This window comes from Vibrio sp. Vb1729 (assembly GCF_033338655.1).
Taxonomy (GTDB): Bacteria; Pseudomonadota; Gammaproteobacteria; order Enterobacterales; family Vibrionaceae; genus Vibrio; species Vibrio alginolyticus.
Genome location: NZ_JAWOTB010000011.1, coordinates 183,204 through 203,450, shown reverse-complemented (window position 1 = coordinate 203,450; position 20,247 = coordinate 183,204). Strand labels below are relative to the sequence as shown.

General features: G+C 43.3%; 16 protein-coding genes. 9 read left to right on the top strand and 7 right to left on the bottom strand.

The annotated features are described in order from the left end of the window. The 4 genes from R7E29_RS05810 (at position 1) to R7E29_RS05795 (ending at position 5,922) form a co-directional block, all read left to right on the top strand. On the top strand, positions 1-660 hold the full coding sequence (locus R7E29_RS05810; protein ID WP_005387091.1) for an HAD family hydrolase: 660 nt from the start codon (positions 1-3) through the stop codon (positions 658-660). Between the two features lie 192 nt (positions 661-852). After that, positions 853-1,509 carry a TetR/AcrR family transcriptional regulator gene (locus R7E29_RS05805; RefSeq protein ID WP_021707693.1) on the top strand — a complete coding sequence of 219 codons (657 nt, stop codon included), beginning with the start codon at positions 853-855 and terminating at the stop codon, positions 1,507-1,509. Further along, complete coding sequence (locus tag R7E29_RS05800; protein WP_042523281.1) at positions 1,496-2,824, top strand: efflux RND transporter periplasmic adaptor subunit; 1,329 nt, start codon at positions 1,496-1,498, stop codon at positions 2,822-2,824. Before R7E29_RS05805 ends, R7E29_RS05800 begins: the two co-directional genes overlap by 14 nt. Then, on the top strand, positions 2,821-5,922 hold the full coding sequence (locus R7E29_RS05795; protein WP_054576157.1) for an efflux RND transporter permease subunit: 3,102 nt from the start codon (positions 2,821-2,823) through the stop codon (positions 5,920-5,922). Before R7E29_RS05800 ends, R7E29_RS05795 begins: the two co-directional genes overlap by 4 nt. Before the next feature lie 507 nt (positions 5,923-6,429). On the opposite strand, the gene R7E29_RS05790 is transcribed toward R7E29_RS05795, so the two are convergent. The 5 genes from R7E29_RS05790 to R7E29_RS05770 form a co-directional block, all read right to left on the bottom strand. Further along, on the bottom strand, positions 6,430-7,269 hold the full coding sequence (locus R7E29_RS05790) for a hypothetical protein (protein ID WP_054576158.1): 840 nt from the start codon (positions 7,267-7,269) through the stop codon (positions 6,430-6,432). A 170-nt stretch (positions 7,270-7,439) separates the two neighbouring features. After that, a complete protein-coding gene (locus R7E29_RS05785; protein ID WP_318082459.1) occupies positions 7,440-8,063 on the bottom strand; it encodes a DNAase in 624 nt (207 codons plus the stop codon). A 619-nt stretch (positions 8,064-8,682) separates the two neighbouring features. Then, positions 8,683-8,949, bottom strand: coding sequence for a hypothetical protein (locus R7E29_RS05780; protein ID WP_005373876.1), 267 nt, complete (start codon positions 8,947-8,949; stop codon positions 8,683-8,685). A 324-nt stretch (positions 8,950-9,273) separates the two neighbouring features. Then, a complete protein-coding gene (locus tag R7E29_RS05775) occupies positions 9,274-12,432 on the bottom strand; it encodes an efflux RND transporter permease subunit (RefSeq protein WP_213906700.1) in 3,159 nt (1,052 codons plus the stop codon). Positions 12,433-12,445: 13 nt separating this feature from the next. Further along, positions 12,446-13,603 (bottom strand): efflux RND transporter periplasmic adaptor subunit, encoded by a 1,158-nt coding sequence (locus R7E29_RS05770; protein ID WP_025767993.1) that lies wholly within the window; start codon positions 13,601-13,603, stop codon positions 12,446-12,448. A 518-nt stretch (positions 13,604-14,121) separates the two neighbouring features. Here R7E29_RS05770 and R7E29_RS05765 point away from each other — a divergent pair. After that, positions 14,122-15,639 (top strand): phospholipase D family protein, encoded by a 1,518-nt coding sequence (locus R7E29_RS05765; protein WP_054576161.1) that lies wholly within the window; start codon positions 14,122-14,124, stop codon positions 15,637-15,639. 90 nt (positions 15,640-15,729) lie between these two features. After that, on the top strand, positions 15,730-16,317 hold the full coding sequence (locus R7E29_RS05760) for a class I SAM-dependent methyltransferase (protein ID WP_017635142.1): 588 nt from the start codon (positions 15,730-15,732) through the stop codon (positions 16,315-16,317). Positions 16,318-16,371: 54 nt separating this feature from the next. Here R7E29_RS05760 and R7E29_RS05755 read toward each other — a convergent pair whose 3' ends face one another. Beyond that, a complete protein-coding gene (locus tag R7E29_RS05755; protein WP_017635141.1) occupies positions 16,372-16,842 on the bottom strand; it encodes an ASCH domain-containing protein in 471 nt (156 codons plus the stop codon). Between the two features lie 200 nt (positions 16,843-17,042). Between R7E29_RS05755 and R7E29_RS05750 the strand changes: the two genes are divergently transcribed. Further along, positions 17,043-17,888: a tetratricopeptide repeat protein gene (locus R7E29_RS05750; protein WP_005373890.1), complete on the top strand. Its 846-nt coding sequence runs from the start codon at positions 17,043-17,045 to the stop codon at positions 17,886-17,888. A 13-nt stretch (positions 17,889-17,901) separates the two neighbouring features. Then, positions 17,902-18,297, top strand: a complete 396-nt coding sequence (locus R7E29_RS05745) for a DUF2391 family protein (protein ID WP_005373896.1) — start codon at positions 17,902-17,904, stop codon at positions 18,295-18,297. A 9-nt stretch (positions 18,298-18,306) separates the two neighbouring features. On the opposite strand, the gene soxR is transcribed toward R7E29_RS05745, so the two are convergent. Further along, entirely contained in the window at positions 18,307-18,741 is a 435-nt protein-coding gene (gene soxR, locus R7E29_RS05740) for a redox-sensitive transcriptional activator SoxR (RefSeq protein ID WP_005373898.1), read from the bottom strand. Positions 18,742-18,942: 201 nt separating this feature from the next. Between soxR and R7E29_RS05735 the strand changes: the two genes are divergently transcribed. Further along, the gene (locus R7E29_RS05735) at positions 18,943-20,151 is read left to right on the top strand and encodes an MFS transporter (RefSeq protein WP_017635140.1); all 1,209 of its coding nucleotides are present in this window, start codon (positions 18,943-18,945) and stop codon (positions 20,149-20,151) included. Positions 20,152-20,247: the final 96 nt, after the last annotated feature.

Genomic DNA, 20,247 nt, shown 5'->3' with positions numbered 1-20,247 from the left:
ATGTCCAAACCTTTGTATGTTTTTGATATGGATGAAACCCTAATAAACGCTGACTGCGCAATGATTTGGAACGAGTTTATGGTTGAGAGAGACATCGCGACTGATCCTTTATTTATTAAGGAAGATCAGCGTCTAATGGCCTTGTACTCTGAAGGCAAAATGGACATGGAAGATTACCTAGCGTTCTCCATGAAGCCACTAGAAAACATGCCGATTGAAGAAGTAAACGCCTTGGTTGAAGAATGTGTTGAAAGCCATATTTTGCCTAAACAGTTCCCTCAAGCCAAAACCCTGATTGAGCAACTGTCTCGTGATGGTATAGATATGGTTATCATCTCTGCCAGCGTCACTTTTTTGGTGGAAGCCGTTGGTCGCCGTCTTAATATTCCAACCGCACTCGGAATTGATTTAATCGAGAAAAACAACCGTTATACTGCTGAAATCGACGGTATCCCGAGTTATCGTGAAGGCAAAGTCACGCGATTAAAACAGTGGCTAGAAAATCAGCCTGAGCCTTATTCCGAAATCCATTTCTATACCGATTCAATCAACGATTTACCGCTTTGTGAATACGCGAACTACGCTTATCTGGTAAATCCATGCCCACAACTAAAAGAACACGCCAACAGACCGAATTGGAGTGTGTTAAGTTGGGGGTGATATAGCCTCACAAGACCGTTCTTCCTAAGTAAATACTTTTCTATTTGTTCAAAGAGCAGTTCTTTCTGCTCTTTTTTACTTCTCTTCATCACAAATTAATCACTTGATTAAATACTGATTAATTTTTCACATGTCGCATGAGAAATCAGCATCTTATAATTAATCAAATGTTTAATATTTTGAGAGAAGATTGTGACGGAAGCGCATCGAAGGGCGGGAAGACCCACAGATAATATCGACGCAAGGGAAAAACTGATTTTCCACGCGCGCGAACTCTTCACCATTATGGCTTATGACAAGGTCTCTACTCGCCTAGTCGCGCAGAAAGCAGGCGTGAACGTGGCGATGATTCGTTACTACTTTGGCAACAAAGAAGGCTTGTTCGAGACCATGTTGCGCGAAACACTGTCACCGATGCAAAAGCAGATGCAGACGTTGGTATCCAACAGTAACGAGCAAAACTTTCTCGATCTAATGCGCACCTACTACCGCGAAATGATCAAGGTACCACAGTTCCCACGCTTAGTTGCCCAAGTTATGAATATGCCCCCATCGGAAACCCAACGCAAACTGCTCGAAAAAGTCTTCGCAGATATCAGTAAGCCAATGCAAGGCGTGATCTTTGATAAGTTGATCGACAGTGGCGTTTTACGAAAAGACGCCGACCCTCAACTTTGTCGCGTCTCTTACATCAGCTTGATGGTATTTCCTTTTATGGCACCACCAGCACTGCTCGCCATTCATGGCATTGAACTTTCTGAAGCCTTCTTGAACCGATTATTCGAACACAACATACAACTGATGAAACATGGATTTTTAGACTCGGGCGACCAATATGAAGATAAATAAAAAGCTGCTGTTCTTTCCTGCTCTTGCGGTGGGGGTCGTCATTCTGTTTTTGGCGATTAGCCTCAAACCAGATTTGCCCGTAAAACCCGCTGGAGATCGTGCACGGTTGGTCGAGACGATTCCACTTGAGCTCAAAGCCATTGCTCCAGTAGCCATAGGGTTTGGCAAGATCGCCCCAAAAGTGGAATGGAAAGCGATAGCCGAAGTGACGGGGAAAGTGGTCTACCGCCATCCGCAGCTGGAAAAAGGACAAGTGTTGCAAGCAGGGACAGAAATCTTGCGAATCGACCCACTCGATTACGAACTGAAACTGGTTCAAGCTCAAGCCGATCTCAAATCTGCCCAAACCTCTCTGGCTAAGCTGAACCAAGAAGAAGCGAATCTCAAAAGCACACTCAAGATAGAAGCCAACCGTCTGGTTATCGCCAACAAAGAGTTAGACCGTAAACAAAACCTACGTAAGAAAGGCTTAACCTCGCAATCGGATGTAGATCAGCAAGAGCAAAGCGCGCTCTCTCAACGTAAGTTAGTACTGGATATTGAAAATCAAATTGGTTTGATGCCGGATGAGAAACGAGTCGCGGAAGCCCTAGTTAAAGTTAATGCATCAAAAGTGGATGAGGCCGAACGCTCGCTTGATAAAACCATCATCACGCTTCCTTACGATTTGCGTATTGCTGACGTAGAAATTGAGAAAAAGCAAGTGGTTAACCTCCAACAAACCATGGTGACAGGACATGGTATTGATGTCATGGAAGTGGAAGCTCAACTATCCATTCATGACATGCAAACTTTGGCGGCGAGCATCGGTGAGTTTGTCCGCGATGAATCTGGTATTCCACAACCTGATATGAATGCAATTCATGCCAACATTGAACTCAGCAGCGGTAACCTCTCTGCAAGCTGGCCTGCGAAAGTTGCACGCATCAGTGAAACGGTTGATCCAAGCCAAGCGACTGCCGGTGTGATTCTGGAAATTGAACAAGACTACCGTGCATTAAACCCAACGTCTGCGCCTCCATTGGTGAACGGCATGTTTGTGCGTGCCTTGATTGAGGGACAAGAGAACCCGAGTTGGGTCATCCCAGAGCGTGCGCTTCATGGCGATAAGATTTACCTGATGGGAGATGACAACCGTCTGCAAGTCGTCACGGTTGAAGTGTTATATCGTCGCAATAACCAAGTGGTGATCGATGGTGAACTAGAGCAAGGTCAGAAGCTGATCATCAACGATTTGCTGCCTGCGATTAACGGCATGCTATTGAAAGAGTCACCTGAACAGTCAGAAACGGCTATTGAGGAGTCTGATTCATGATCCGATTCTTCGCCAAGCATCCAACAGCAGCCAACTTGCTGATGCTAACGCTGCTGATATTGGGGATTTCTTCACTTTCCACGATTAAGCGTGAAACTTTTCCTGAGTTTGATCCGCCCTACATCCTAGCTGGTGTGGTTTACCCCGGCGCTTCCCCTCAAGAGGTAGAAGAGAGCATCTGTATCCGAATGGAAGATGCTGTCGATGGCCTTGCCAACATTAAAGAAACTCAGTGTGAAGCGATTGAGGGTTCTGCGCGTCTTATCTTAAAACTGAATGAAGAAGCCGACATTGGGCGCATGTTGGTTGATGTTCAAACCCAGATCAACTCGATAAACGACTTCCCACAAGAGATTGAATCTCCTGTGGTCCAAGAGCTCGATTGGAACGAGCCAGTTGTGGATGTCGCGATCACCGCAGATACCACATGGCCAGAGCTAAAAGCGTATGCCGAACAGCTTAAACGCACGTTAAAAATCGATTACGATGTCTCTTTGGTTGAAGTTGCTGGCTTCTCTGACCACCAATACCGAGTAGAGTTAGACACTCAAGCTATCCGACAACTTGGTTTGAGTGTTGGTGATATTGCGGACCAGATTGGTCGTCAGAACGTCAAGTTGCCAAGTGGTAATGTCGAGACGCCAGATAAGAACTTTCTGATCCGCTTTGATGAACGACGTGTGACGCCAGAAGAGCTTGAGACTATTGTCGTGGGCTCTGGTCCAAATGGATCAATCATCCGTCTAAGAGACATTGCGACGATTACCGACCGATTTGAATTAGATGAACAGAAAGTCCTCTTTGATGGTCACCCTTCTGCCCTATTAAAAGTCAGTAAAAACAAAGAAGACGATGCACTGCGCATCAAAGAACGTGTTGCTCAATTTGTCGAAGAACAACAAGCCATCGCGCCAGACGGTGTGATGCTACAAATGACCAATGACCTTTCATCTGTGCTTTGGGATCGCCTGACCATGATGGTCAAAAACGGTTGGCAAGGTATCATTCTGGTTTTCGCCACCATGTGGTTGTTCTTTAGTTTTCGCTACTCTTTTTGGGTCGCAGCTGGTTTGCCCGTAGCCTTCTTAGGTGGCTTATTTTTGATGGCGCAACTTGACCTGTCCATCAACATCATGTCTTTGGTCGGGTTACTCATGGCCATCGGTATCATGATGGATGATGCCATCGTTATTGCCGAATCGATTGCCGCTCACCTCGACCGAGGAGAAGAGATCGATGATGCCGTGATAAAAGGAGTGAAAAAGGTACTGCCAGGGGTAATTTCTTCCTTCCTAACTACGGTGTGTATTTTTGGTAGCTTGTTATTCCTGCAAGGTGAAATGGGTGCGGTACTTAAAGCAGTTCCTCAAGTTCTGATCCTCGTTTTGAGTTTGAGTTTGGTGGAAGCCTTCTTGATCCTACCTAACCACCTTTCTCATTCGCTACATAAACAAAAGCAAGAGCGAAAAACACCGAAGTTCAAACAAAAGCTGCTCGCTTCTTTTGAAAACTTCCGCAACACCACCTTGGTCAACGCAGTAGATAAAGTGGTCGAGTATCGCTATGCCTTTATGGGTGGCGTGGTTGCCTTGCTTCTTATCTCCGCGGCCACGTTAGTAGGTGGTTTACTCAAGTTCCAACCCTTCCCTGAGTTGGATGGCGACATTGCAGAAGCGCGTATTATTCTTCCTCCGGGTTCTTCTCTGTCTCAAACGGAAGCTGTCGTCGATAAGATCGTCGCTTCCGCTCAAAAGCTAGATAAAGAATGGACAGAGAAAGTGGAAGACGGCAATCCATTGGTTCTACACATCACCAGTCAATTCAACGCTAACGCCGACGCGAATGAATCTGGCCCTCACATTGCCACGGTACGTCTGGATTTGCTGGGTGCAGAGAGTCGTAACACACTCATCGATGAATTTATCGATGCATGGCGTGAAGACATTGGTGAACTTGCCGATCCTATCTCGCTGGTATTTAAACAACCGACCATGGGGCCGGGTGGACGAGCGATTGAAATTCGAGCGAAGCATGATGAACTGGATGCGCTCAAAGCCGCCTCTATCGACATTCAACAATACTTAAATGAGTTTGACGGTGTCCATGGCGTGTTGGATGACATGCGTATGGGTAAAGAAGAAGTCTTGGTTAAACTTCGTCCTGGGGCGGAAGCTTATGGTATTAACGGTCAGCTCATTGCCAATCAATTGCGTGCAGCTTTCTTTGGCCAAACCGCAGACGAGATCCAAGTTGGGGTAGAAAACATTTCCATCGAAGTTCGCCTCGATAAAGCGCAAGCTGGTGACTTACAGCAATTGGCAAACTTCCCAATAATCTTGTCCGATGGTAGTCAAATCCCACTCGCGACCATTGCAACTTTGGATTTCCAGCGTAATTACGTAAGAATCCAGCGCATTGATGGCTTGCGCACTGTAAGCGTATTCGGCGATATCGACAATACGAAAGCCAACTCAACCGCCATTATTCGTCAGTTCCAACAGGATGAAGCACCAAAGCTTATGCAAAAGTATCCTGGTCTTCGCTTTGATTTTGAAGGTGAAGCCAAAGATACCGCTGAAACTGGCGCATCAATGGGTAAAGGCTTCTTGCTTGGTTTGTTTGGCGTGTTTGCGATTCTGAGTTACCAATTCCGCAGTTATTTGGAACCATTCGTCGTCATGCTTGCGATTCCCCTCGCCTTTATTGGCGTGGTATGGGGACACATCCTACTCGGTCACTCATTAAGTATGCCAAGTATGATGGGCTTCGTCTCATTAGCAGGGATTGTGGTGAATGACTCGATTCTGTTAGTTCAGTACATACGCCATCATGTGGATGAAGGGGATAATGTGCATGACTCGGTAGTCAAAGCCAGTCGAGAACGCTTTAGAGCAGTATTCCTAACATCAATGACCACTGCAGCAGGTTTGCTTCCGTTGCTGACTGAAACCAGTTTGCAAGCACAGGTTATCCAACCACTGGTTATCTCCATCGTGTTTGGTATTTTCGCATCCACTCTTCTGGTGTTGTTTATGATCCCTGCCGCGTATGCCATTTTAGCTGACTTCGGCCTAGTCCATAAGCATGAAGAGATCTAAAACGACTGATAAGTAAATTTATCAAAATGAACAAGAGCGGCTTAGGTCGCTTTTTGTTCAACACCAACACGTTAAAAAACACAATCACTTAACAAACAGAGAGTTATTGTGTCTCATTAAGTGTGAATATGAACAGTTAAGGATTAAGTATGTTGAGTTTTATATAACCAAATCAAATAACCAACACAAGATTTATAATATGTCTTATTGTCAAAAACGGAATTTCACAGAGTAAAAATACACGTAGGCAACACATTCACAATTTAAACTCACGATAATGAAAACATTGATTGAAGAATTAACATTTTAACAATCATTACAACAATGTTAACTTTAGCCTCGTTGGTCGCGCTGGTGGTAAGCCTCTCACCAAGCCTATTGTCAGTTTTATATGGACGTTCGACCACCTCCAAAATGAATAGACACCCAATTTGGTGCCCTTTTTTTTCGCCCGTGAAAGCATTCTTCGCGGGCTTTTTTCTTTAAGTTAAGTATGAACGCTCTGGATCAACTTTTTTTTGTCAACCTTTCGGATTTGGAGGTAGTATGTGAATCAATAAGCGGAGACAGTGCTAGCAACTCTAAAACATTTTTTTCAAAGATTTCATCCGCGTGTCTTACCCAATCTAAAAACTTTTTTTGAGCAAAAATAGGCTCGATTTCATATAAAAATTCAATACTAAAGTAAAACTCATTTTTGATAGGCAAATTGTACACTCTTCGATAGTCTTTTTTATACTCCAAATTTCCTTCTACATATTTTGAAAATGTATTTTCACCAATCTTGATATCTTGGCATTTGATTGGAGGGTAACCACGAAGAAACTCTCCTACAAGGAACTCTTCTTTCGCTCTCTTTTTTTCTTCGTTTATCGGGTCCATTCCCCAACGATGATTTGCGTACGCAATGGCATCATTCATCAACTCTGTATGATCACCTTTTCGAGAGCCGTCAGGTGACTCTACAGCATGATAAAAATCCACGTACTCTTTCTCTATAAATGAAGATAGTTCATTAACACTAGTAATATATTTATCTGAAGATTTAATCCTTAACCGAATATATAAACCACCTTGTTTATTGATTGGTAATAGTGGATTTATTATTTTATTTTGAAAAGAGAAATAAATCGTGGCCAAGTTTATAAACTTTTCATGCCGCTCTACTTTTGAATCAATATTGAATCGTTGTAATTCAATAAAATCTTGGTATACATGACCTCCATATATATTGTTCGGACATTCAAATGATAGTACTAAGTCATCTATCTGGAATACATTATGTAACAAGTGTGCAAAATCTGGTTTCCCTCTAAACCCATCTTTAAATATTTTGATAAAATTCATATTCATATCTCTTGTTATTTAAATATGTATTGATATTTGTGATAAGCTCTATACTAAATCCATTGGCTTTATATGCGCCATGGCGTACAAAGGTAAATAGACATCCAATTTGATTCATTTTTCTCTCATGGTTACATACTTTGCTAGCTTTTCTTGACACTGACGCTGTGTTACTCAGCCTTAGTTTTTTCGTTCAATCCCTTTACTGCTTTGGCTGTATACGAGTCGATGAGCGGAGACAAATCCAGTAATTCCAATACTTTTTTTTCAAAGGTTTCATCCGCACTTCTCACCCAATCTAAAAACTTCTGCTTAGCAAACATCGATTCGTACTTATACCAAAACTCGATGCTCAGGTAGAATTCATTTTTTATGGGTAAATTGTATACTCTTCGTAATTCACTCTTATACTTAAGATTACCTTCTGAGTATTTTGAGTATTTGTTTTTTCCAACTTCAACTATCTCACACTTTATTGGTGGATAACCACTTAAGAAACCTCTAATTAAATATTCTTCTTTTTCTCTTTTTCGGTTTTCACTTTCTGGAATTTCTCCCCATTGTTTATTCGCACGCTTAGTCAATTCTTTCATCAAGTCTGTATGATACCCCCTCATAGAGCCTTCACTTTGCTCCGGGGCATGATAAAAATCATAATGTTCTCTCTCTAAAAATGAGGACAATTGACTAATATTATCAATATCTTCTCCAGTAGATTTAACCCGTAGCCTAATATATAATCCACCTTGTTTGTTAATAGGAAGCAAAGGGTTTAATATTTTCTTCTGAAACAAAAAATATACCGTAGCTAACTTTACAAACCTTTCATGCCTCTCTATTTTTGATTCAACATCGAACTGTTCTAAATTAACAAGATCCTGGTATACATGTCCTTCATATATGTTGTTCGGACACTCAAATGACAGCACTAAGTCATCTATCTGGAACGCATTATGTAATAAGTCAGAGAAATCCGGCTTTCCTCTAAACCATCTTTACACATTTTAATAAAACTCATATGTCTATCTCTTACTCTTCAAATATGCATCAATACCTTTAAACGAGAGCCTGCAATATGAGTTCTAATTCAAGTAAAGGTAAGCCACATACTAAGGTATTATGAAGGTCAAAAAGGAGATCGGATCTTTTCTAAATTTTAAATATCTAACATCACCTCCACTTTACTGAAATCTACACTTTTGAAAGTTACATCCGCTCCATCCAGCAATAGCTCATCAAACACGCCAACTATTGATAATAAGCTTGAGGATCTGATCTCCACCCATGAAATGAGAAACAAAAAAGCCAGCCTTAAAAGGCTGGCAAGTAGAGCAACAAGGTCAGTGCTTACTGCTAACTAACACCGAACTCGTATTGGATTCATTTTCGTCTGTTAGTCTCTTTTATCGTCGTTTATGACTTGCTTGCTTTCTCTTTGTGGCACGTTACCTTTACTAACTGTTCTTGCTCATCTTTAATGTTTTTCACGATACGCTCATCACGTGCGTGAATGGCATCCATGTTCATTTGCTGAATATCTGCTATAGCTTCATGTTTCATCTCAGAAAAGTCCTGACGTAAATCTGAGCTCCACTCCTCTTTGTCTAAAGTGTTAGCAGCAGCGATTGGTGATGACATTACAGCAATAAGACTTAGAGTAGATAGAAATACGCTTTTCATAATAAGCTCCTTGAGGATTAGCAGTTAATTTTAATTACAATTCATATATTGCACATACGATGCCAACTTTTATTTTGTTATTTTTCAACAACTTAAATAAAACCTCATATTCAACGTTATCTTCGTCTGGTAAATTTCGCTAACCAAGTGTCAAATTAACCATGCGAATTTAAAACATTAGAAACATACATATTAGAAATGCTTTGTCAGGCAGTTTTCTCATCAGATAATTACGTAACTGCCCACTAAAAAATCACTTTGAATCAAAATGCGGAAACAAAAAAGCAGCCCGAAGGCTGCTCCTAATCGTTAACATCAAGCTTGTTAACTCGATACGCTTGCTTCAACGCTCGACGTCACTGGCGACTTTCTGAAACGATTAATCAAACGATGGATAAACCTCTTAATCGATCTGAAAATATTTTTAATATCTTCAAGCATTAAATACAAACAAGGCACCAACACTAAAGTCAGAACCGTTGCGTACAACACCGCAAAGCCCAAAGCGACAGCCATCGGTATGACAAAACGCGCCTGCAAACTCGTTTCAAACATTATCGGCAATACACCCGCAAACGTCGTTATTGAGGTGAGCGTGATAGCTCGAAAACGAGCACAACCCGCCTCAACAACCGCTTGTTTGATGTTCATACCCTTTTCTCTCACTTGGTTTACGTAATCTGTCATAACCAGAGAGTCGTTGATAACCACGCCAGCAGCGGCGATCAAACCAAATGTCGACATCATACTGATGTCTAAACCTAGCCAGAAATGGCCCCAAATCGCCCCCGTCAGACTAAACGGAATGACGGACATTACAATCAAAGGTTGGGTATAACTTTTTAACGGTACAGCTAACAAGATGTAGACGATGATCATGCCTGCAATAAAGAACAAAATCTGTTCATTACGCTGCGCAGCCTGCTCTTCAATATCACCGCCCAATTCTGTTTTCACAGTTGGGAAGGCTTGCTTCATGTCCGGTAAGATATTGTCGTCAATGACCTTCACGATTTCTTGAGGTTCAACCAATTCTTCGTCTATGGAACCATAAACATAAACGGTTTGATACCCGCCTTCACGTCGAATGCTACTCACGCCCGGCTGCTCGTTGATCTTCACCACATCACCTAGCATGACCTTCTTACCTGCTGGTGTTGTAATCACGGCGTAACGCAATGATGAGAATGCTTCACGCGTCAGTTGCGGGTAACGCACCATAACTTTAATTTCTTCACCATCACGAATAATGCGCTGTGCTTCGCCACCATAAAAGCTGCCACCAACTTGCTCTGCGATCATGGTGAGATCCAGACCGAGATCGTACGCTACAGGCGCAAGAGACAGGAGTACTTCTTTGCTTCCAGAATCAATAGAAGATGAAATATCATATAACCCTTCTTCCAGCTGTAAACGCTCTATCAAGTAACGCGCAGCCTCGTTGAGCTCATTGATGTTAGAACCAAACAACAAGTAGCCAAACTCATCTCTGTCACCACCACCCGCACTCTGCTCGCGGATTTTGATGCTCTTCATACCTGGAATAACAGGCATAGCTTCACGCCAACGTCGAGCCAGTTCAAATGTATTGAACGGGCGTAACTCTTCATCAACCAGAGGTACTAATACACGACCTTCGGTGCGGCTTCTGTTGTACGACAGCACATCACGAATCATTCCTTGACCATGTTCTGCAATGGTCTCAGATTCGATCTTTTGCATGACACGTTCAATAGTCTTGAGTGCACTGATTGTCTGCTCACTTGAAACGGTATCATTCATTTCAATAGTGATCGCAGGATAGTCAGTCGGCACTTTAGGGTTGGGGATCACCCGAACATAATTCGCGTTGATCAAAGCCGCGCTGATCAGCAGTAAACCACAGAACACCGCAAACACTGTCCAGCGCCAATGGGTGCATGTTGTTACAAAGTTCCGATATGGACCATTTACAAAACCAAAAAAACGTTGGTTAAATCGGTCACGCCAACCACCTGGTTTAACTGGCTTAAAATGAGTATGCGCAAGGTGTGCAGGAAGGATCAGCTTCGATTCAATCAAACTGAAGATCAAACACAGAATCACGACCCCCGCGATACCATAAAAGAAGGCACTATCAATACCACTAGACAACAAGAATGGTGCGAATACAGCAATCGTTGTCAGAACACCAAATGTCGCTGGCGTAGCAACACGTTTGACACCGCGTACCACGTTATCGACACCGCCGCCCTTTTCTTCGATTTCACTGTACGCACTTTCTCCCATGACGATGGCGTCATCCACCACAATTCCGAGCACCATGATGAAAGCAAACAGCGAGACGATGTTCACTGTAATACCCAAAGCTGGCATCATCATTACAGCACCGAGGAAACAGACAGGTAGCCCAATCATTACCCACATAGCCAAGCGGAAACGTAGGAAAATGGTCAGCATAATCGCGACTAATGCAGCACCTTGCAGCAAGTTTTTCAACATCATGTCGAGACGCCCATTTAAATAATAAGTCGTATCAACTAAGACTTTGAGCTTAACATCCTGCGGCAATGTCTTGTTTTTTGCTTCAATATAATTACGAACGGACTGTGCAACAGGGATAATGTTCTGATCACGAGTTGCTTCAACAGACATGTAGATCGCATTTTGCCCTGAGTATTCAAAATAGCGCTCTTCTTCCGTAAAGCCATCTTTGATCGTGGCGATATCTTGCAGTATAACCTTCGCACCATTTGCGCCAAGCTTTACAGGAATATTTCTAAACTCATCACCACGGTAGTATTGGTTTTCAATCCTTACTGCAATCATCCCTGAGTTTGTTTTTACTTCGCCCGCAGAAAAGTTGGCTGAGTAACGGCTGATCGCGCTGCTGATATCGCTCAACGTCAGGTCGTATTTACGAAGAACAAGTGGGTCTACTTCAATCGCTATTTCTTCTTCTGGCGCACTCAGATACACCAGCATGACGTTTTCTAACTGAAGTAATTCATCTTCGATTTGCTTAGCAAGCGGTTTAAGCTCCTCGAGCGGTCGGTCCCCAACTAACCCCATTTCGATTACATCTTGGCGCCATTCAACTTGGTAGACATTGATTGGTTCCATACCCGCTGGTAAGTTAGACAAGGTATCAATACGTTGGTTTACATCATCTAAGACACGCTTGATATCGGCATTAACGTCTACCTCGATGGAAACATACGCGCTACCTCTAGAGGCCGTTGAGACTGCTTTTTTAATCCCGGTGACGTCTTTAATCGATTCCTCGACCTTAACGAGAATACTCTCTTCTATCTCTTGAGGAGAAGCGCCAGGATAAGTCGCACGAACATCAATGTAGTTCACCTCAATATTCGGAAACATCTGCCTTTGAATAAAGAGAAAACTCACCACACCCATGATAATGATGAACACCATCAAAAGGTTGGCAGCGACGGGGTTATTCGCAAAATAGGCAATTAAGCCCTTTTGTTTAGTATCTTCCATGACAAACTCCTACTTACTGTACGACGGTTTCGGAGTCGTCACTCTTTTTTGCGATTTGTACCGCCATGCCTTTTTGAGGGTACTCTGGTAAGGTCAGTACCAACTTATCACTTTGCTCTAAGCCTTCGCCCACCAGCAAAAACTCACCTTCTGCTCTCAAAACCGTGACAGTTCTGGGTTGAAGTTGATTATCGCCATTCACCACCCACACGGTACGGTTTTTAACTAATTCCTGTGGCAAGCGGTAGATGTGCTTAAGTTCCTTACCAGTGAAGCTCACTTCAACGTAGGAGCCGAATTTAATTGGAGGCTGCTGGTTATCGACACCGTATGGGTCCGCGATTTGAATGACCATGTTAATCATTCGGGTAGCGCTATCAATCATGCCTAGATCACGAACTACTCGACCTTCTCTAGTGGTAGAAAACACACCTTGCTGCGTCACTGTCGCAGTGAGTTCACCAATGGATTCGGGTAAAAATGCACTATCAAAACCGGCAATGGGTACGTGCACCTCTGCCACTTCGATGTTGTTTAACGTGGCAACTCGAGAACCAGATGTAACAAATTGACCAACACCAATATCACGCTCAACAACCAGCGCATCGTAAGGTGCAACGACTTTGCAATTTTCTAACTCTCTTTTTGCTCGTTTGAGTGCCGCTTGAGCCGACTTCACTTGGGCTTGTGCGCTCAAAACGTGAGGTTTGCGTAAATACAGATCCGTCACTTGCTTATCGCTCAGTCTCTTTGCCTGACGTTTTGCCACTTCGGCTTTCGCTTGTTCCTCAATCAAGTTTGCGCGTGCACTAGCTAAATCGGCTTCAGCTTGTAAAACCGACGCTTCATAGTTGTCGCTTTCAATTGTGAAAAGAACCTCTCCTCGTTTCACGATGCCACCCGTTACAAAATTCGGGTGCCAACTTATCACTTCACCACTGACTTGCGCGGAAAGGTGTGTTTTTTCAAAAGGGACTAATTCACCGTGACTGGTAATCACCACTTTGTGATCAGTAGGAAAAAGAGAAGAAGCCTGAACAGTAGGTTCTGTAATTGCATCTTTGGTTGACTCTTTTTCCGGCGCAGTTGCGGCAATTGCAGCATATCCTGCATAAGAGCCTCCAACGACGACGAAGGGTAAAAGCCAACGTAATATGGGTTTTGCTAACATCGAAAATCCTTTTTTATTGTTGTTTTCAACACCACACTTTTATTCAGTCCATTGCTCCCGGTAAGCATGGTGGTGAGAGAATTGAATTTGAATAAACATCAAAGCGGCGCTTGCCTAGTCTTTTAAGCAGCGAACTAGATAGTTATTGCCAATTCAAAGTTAATAAAATTAACAAAAAATTAACCAACTGCGCAAGTTGCTCTGACTTAACTTTTATTCTAAATGGCAAATGACATGCCAAGCATTTATTTATTAAAAATCATATGGTTATATAAAAATCATTATTTTATCCAGTGCGCTATTGGTCATAATCACCAGATATTAGTGATTATGACCAATACGGCCATAATGATAATTAAAATAAATGATTATCTGCGCTTTAAAAGTTGAACTTAGTTCAGGCTCTATGGCAATTCATCGATTAATCGCTCGTTATCAAACGGTTCTGGGTGCATGTGGCGTCAGCTTAAGTCTATAATTTGGAGTAGGTAACACTCTGTAAGACAAGGAAATGTGCTTTGTTACAAACGCTCGCCAAGTTGCTCTTCCCCTCGCTGCTCACTATTTTATCGGCATGCTCATCCGTATCGTTGAATGACGCCAGTGAAAAGTCCACCAGCTTTCAGCTCGGTTATCAAAAGGATTCTGTTCTTGCGCAGTACTTTGAAGCTTACGGGAGAGACCCCAAGTCCATAACTGGCTTTGCACCGTTAAATCAGGGACACGATGCCCTTCTTGCTCGAACCTCTTTGATCGAGTCCGCCCAGAAAAGCCTTGACCTTCAATACTATATTTACCGTGGTGACGAAACGAGTCAGCTAATAACGTGGCGCTTGTATGAAGCGGCAAAGCGTGGTGTTCGAGTAAGACTGTTGCTTGACGATATGCAAAAGCGAAACGACGATGTGATGGCAGCCCTCAATGCACATCCTAATATAGAAATCCGCTTATTTAACCCGCATCAGTATCGCGACTCCCGTTGGTTCGCTCTTGCTAGCGATTTTGAACGCCTTAATCGTCGTATGCACAATAAGTCTCTGATTGCAGACAGTGTTTCCGCCATTGTCGGAGGTAGAAATATCGGCAATGAATACTTCTCTTTTGAATCGCAAGTTGAGTTTGGTGATTTTGATCTTCTGCTCTATGGTGAGGCGGTACAACAAACTGCCGATCAGTTCGACCTCTACTGGAATAGCGCCTATTCGATACCAATGGAATGGATTACACCGAATTCACAGCAAATTACCGACCAAGCGATTCAAAAGCAGGTCAATAAACTCCGGTTAGAGGAAAAGTTTTCAACCGGCCGCTATGACTTCACTCAACTGGATATGTACCAAGATCTAAAACAAGGCAAACTCAAGCTCTACTGGGGAGAAGCGAAAGTATGGTTTGACCTGCCCGATAAAGTCGCGACCCGAGAGAGCCAACTTATTGATAATTTAACGGAACTGGTTAAAAGTGTTGAGGATTCATTTGTGCTCATTTCTCCCTATTTCGTTCCAACTGAAGCAGGTACTCAAGCATTAAGTAACGCGGCCAAGCGAGGCGTTGATATCACGATTGTGACCAATAGCCTCGCGTCTAACGATGTGTTTGCCGTGCATGGTTGGTACGCAAAATATCGAAAAGATCTACTCGAAGCTGGAATCAAGCTTTGGGAAGTAAAAGCGAGCGCGAAACTCAAAAGTAAGTGGAGCCTCACGGGGAGTAGCAGAGCAAGTTTACACGCTAAAGCAATGACAATTGATAACAAAACACTTTTCGTTGGTTCGATGAACTGGGACCCACGTTCGGCCGCTTTGAATACCGAAATGGCCGTTGTTATCGAACAGCCAGAATATGTGCAAATGTTTCTAGAACAACTGCCAAATCAACTGTCGAGTAACGCCTACGCCTTAACTCTGCGCGACGGGGACATTGTCTGGACCGACGTAAAAACAGGCGAAGAATACGACTCCGAACCAGAAGCAGGAGTATGGCGAAAAATGGGCGCTTGGTTCTCCGGAATATTACCGATTGAAGATCAGCTATAACAGCTGCCAATACTGCAAACCTCCCCAGTCAAGCAAAACAAAATGGACGCTAGTTTTGGGCAGGGGACACAACCAACATAAGGAAGTTCAATGCCAGCGCAATGGAATGAATACTATCAGAAAATTTTAAGCCAACCTCACCGCCCAAACGTGGAAAATGCCCTGAACCTACTTAAGATAGAAGGCAAAGTCGCTCTCGATATTGGCTGCGGAATAGGTCGAGACAGCCACTTTCTCCTCGAACAGGGATTTAAGGTTCACGCATGTGATAGCAATGAAAATGCAGTAAAAACTTGTTTAACACGCTTTGAAGGTAATAAACGATTTTCGGTTTCGCAGTGCTGTTTTACTGAATTTAATTACCCTAAGTGCAGCTTGGTTATCGCAAATGCCAGTTTGTTCTTTTGCCCTGACACAGGCTTCAAACAAGTCTGGACAAAAATAGACAGCGCATTACAACCGGGCGGTATCTTCTCCGGCGATTTCTTGGGAGTGAAAGACTCCTGGGTTACCTCCGAAATGCACCCAAACATTACCGCATTAACAAAAAAGGAAGTGGAAAGCTTATTCGAAGGTTACGACCTCATTTCATTGCATGAAAGAGATGAAGACGGGACCACTGTAGTAGGAAGCCAAAAACATTGGCACATGTTTAGTGTGACCGCTCGAAAGCGCTAAAAATGGTCTCTCAGTAAAGAAAGCAGCACTTCAAATCAGTGCTGCTATCAGAGATTAATTGACGGGATACACCACTTCAAAACGCTCTAAAACCAGCGTACGTTTCTCATGCCAATCGATGTTCAACTCATCGCATTCAGCTTTAAAAAATGCAGTATGAGCATCACGCCACCAGTTTAAGGTTCTATCACCTTCGCCTTCTGCGAAGGCAAACTCTGCGGTTACATCCTCATATTTGCATGTACTTACGTCAGTAATTCGTATCACGCAAACCGGGTCCCCATCCCAATTCGTCACTACTTGTAAATGACCGACTTGGGGCATGATTTCACCATGCTCTCGATACCAAAGCTCCAAACTGCACGATGCAGTTTTCTGTCCAATACGAACCAAATCTGCGCATACATTCGCGTTGTATTCATCGGCACAATAATAGTCAGCACTGACTGATGGTACAGCTTCCCTTTGTTCTGGTGATAATAATTCTAGGAATTGTTCTAAGTAATCCTTAGCTCGCGCGTCCATGCTCACTCCATTAATCATAAATTCGCAAGGAGGATAAAAGATATCACAACAAATAACCATCAGGAACAAACTGAAAAACAACAAGAATATGACTTCTACGAAGACGACTGTTATTTCTTTTGTAATAACTTTGCTAAACGTTTGTGCTATTTGCTATTGTTGCATGGTCTATCTGTACTCTTCTCGTGAAAGGACGTTATATGCGCTTATTTATTGGTATTTTTTTCTCGCTGATACTTGCCTTGCCAACAATGGCATCGGAGGAAAAGTATTCAGAATCGGATCTGTTAGATAGACCATTAATGGAACGCTATATTTTAGATGAACTAAAAGCGCTGCGTCAGGACTATCAAAGCCTAGAAAAGCGAATGATCACAGAGATCACCGATCGCGAGCTAACGGTCGCAGATAAATCGTTGAACTATGCCAACGTGACCGTTACATACTTCTTCTACATCATTGCTGGTGTCGCATCGCTGATTGCCTTTGTCGGATGGCAATCTCTGCGCGAGTTTAAACACAACACCAAAGAGATGGCTGATAAACGATTGGAGAAGATCGCCCAAGAATACGAGAAAAAGTTTGTCGCCCTTGAGCGAGATTTAAAACGCAAAACTCGCATTATCAGCGAAAACAACAAAGAGATTGAGAAAATCAACGAGATCCATAACTTATGGCTACGTGCACAAAGCTCTCAAACTCCAGAACAACGTATTGAGATCTATGATGAAATCTTATTAATTCGTCCAGGTGATTTAGAAGCGTTGACTTACAAAGCCGACGCAGCGATGGAAATCAACGAATACCATTGGGCACTTAGCATTTGTAACCGCGTACTTGAAGTCGATTACACCAACGGCCCTGCACTGTATCAACGCGCGTGTGCATACTCTCGCCTTGGTATCGAAGAGCAAGCTATTGAAGACTTGGAACGCGCAATTGAATACAGCCCATCCATTCGTGATTTACTTGCCGAAGAACGAGACCTCGAATTGCTGCACGGTAATGAGCGTTTTGAAAAGCTCTTACATCTAGCAAGCGAATAATGGAATAAACAGCATGAGCAGCCACTTTAATCTAGAAGACGCTAGCCAAGTATTGGTTGGCGCTTTTGCCCTAGCAGTCCCGATCTCATTTTCGGAGGAAGCGTGGCGATTGGGTGAGAGCCTACCAATGGCAAACTTGCTCATGCTGTTAAGTCTTTCTGTCATTTTCCTCAGTTTTTTCGCGTATCAAAGCGTGTTTCAAAGCCACATCAAGAATCGCGTATCCATCTTTATTTTTCGTGTGGTTATCGCGTACCTCATTGCGGCCGTTGTGGTAGCGTTAGTTCTTTTCTGTCTTGATAAACTGCCACTCATGAATGAGCCTTTGGTTGCGATAAAACGCGTTATCGTCATCACAATGCCTGCTTCGATGGGCGCGATCGTAGTCGACAGTTTCGACAAAGAATAGAGATAATCGCTACTCTTCTTCTAACGTTAAGTTCGACCCCGAGTGGTCTTTCCCTAATACATCTTCTGGGTTTCGAAGTGCGCAGGTTTCTAACGACAAGCACCCGCAGCCAATGCATCCGCCTAAATCGTTTTGCAACGCTTTAAGTTTTTGAATCTTTTGTTCTAACTGTTCATGCCAATGGCTTGCCATTTCTTCCCATTGCGCTTTGTTAGGGGCTTGGTGTTTCGGCAGTTCATCTAACGCATGTTTAATTTCTTCTAACGACAACCCAACTTGCTGCGCTGCTTTGATCACCGCAACACGGCGCAACACACTGCGATGGTAGCGACGCTGATTACCTTGATTTCTCCAGCTCGAAATCAGTCCTTTTTGCTCGTAAAAATGTAGGGCAGATACTTTCACTCCAGAACGTTTTGCCACTTCTCCTACGCTGATTTCCATCCTTGACTCCCTGCGTATCAATTTTGTTAAAAAAATGCTTTACCTCAAGTTTACTTGAGGTTTTAAAGTTGCACCATCTTAATTAACGCTAAACCCCGGCGATCTCAAGATAATGTATTCAGCGCGAACGACTTGGTTGTTAACCACAAGACAGTTGGACATCAACCTTTTGAAATCCATCGGGAGTTAGAGGCAAACATAATGAAAAATAAAACTCAGCCGTACTTAGCTGGCCGCTTCTTCGACAGTATCTCCTCTGGCTTATTCATGATGGCGCTGCCATGGGTCATGCTTTCCGAACCTAACATGGGCACTTTCGTAGCTTTAGTTTCTCTGAGCTGCACCGCGATTTCTTTTCTAGCAACGCCTTTCTTTTCCACTTTAATTGACCGACATTCACGCAAAGTACTACTCGTGCTCAATCAATGGATTCAATCGGGTATGGCTTTGGTGGTGTTCATTGCTTATTGGTTAGGGTTTGAGTCACACTGGTTGCTGGCTTTTGCGCAATTGGTGTATTGGGTTTCGAGTAATTTTGCATGGACGACCAACAACGCCTTCACCCAAGAAAATTATCAGCACCATGAGTATGCGAAAATTTCGGGTCAGCAAGAAATTGTAATGCAATCCACAACCCTCGGAGCTGGCGCGTTGGGTATTGTTTTGCTTGAAATGTGGGGTATGAAAGAGTTTGCTTTGTTTGCGGCCAGCGCCTCTGCGTTAGCAGCGATGTTCTATATTCTGACGCCTTATACCCAACAATTAAGGGCGTCAAAATCCGTTGCTTTCATCGCGCAACTCAAAGAGAGCAAACAAATATTCCGTCTCGAACCCCGATTTTATGGCTTTATTCTGCTCTCTTGCCTCTCTTATCCTGCATTGACGTATTTGAGCAAACTGGTGCCGATTTGGTTTTCTGAACAAGGCATCTCTGGCGATTGGTTTGCAGGGTTCAACATCAGTTTTGGCCTCGGTTCGTTGCTAACCGGCTTTATTGTCACCAAAGTGCTAAGCCGTGCCTCCCATAGCCACATTATGTTCGCTTCGATGGTTATGGTATCTTTTGCGCTTATCGGGATGAGTTTTGCGATGAGCCCGCTGACCATCTTATTGTTTACGGCGCTGTTTGGCGTATTTAACGCGCTAAATCGCATTGCGAGAGTCAACTGGATGCATCACACCGTAGCGGTTCATCAACGAGGTCGCGTCGATGGCGGCATCAGCATGTTTGCCACCACCATTCAATCTCTCAGTTACGTCCTGATTGCAATGTTGAGTCATTACGAACTAACACAATACGGTTTTGCAATCGCAGCTGCTGTCATGGTGTTAGCAGTGATTTTGATGGGATTACTCAGTCGAGACGTCGAGCCGTTTAACGACCTGCCCCTTCATGCAGCAGCAAAGTGAAGCATAGAAATTGAGAAGTTGAGAAATTGAAAAAGCGAGATAGGAAGGCAACCAACATCGTCTTCCTATTTTTTACGCCAGCACTTTTGCCTCTAT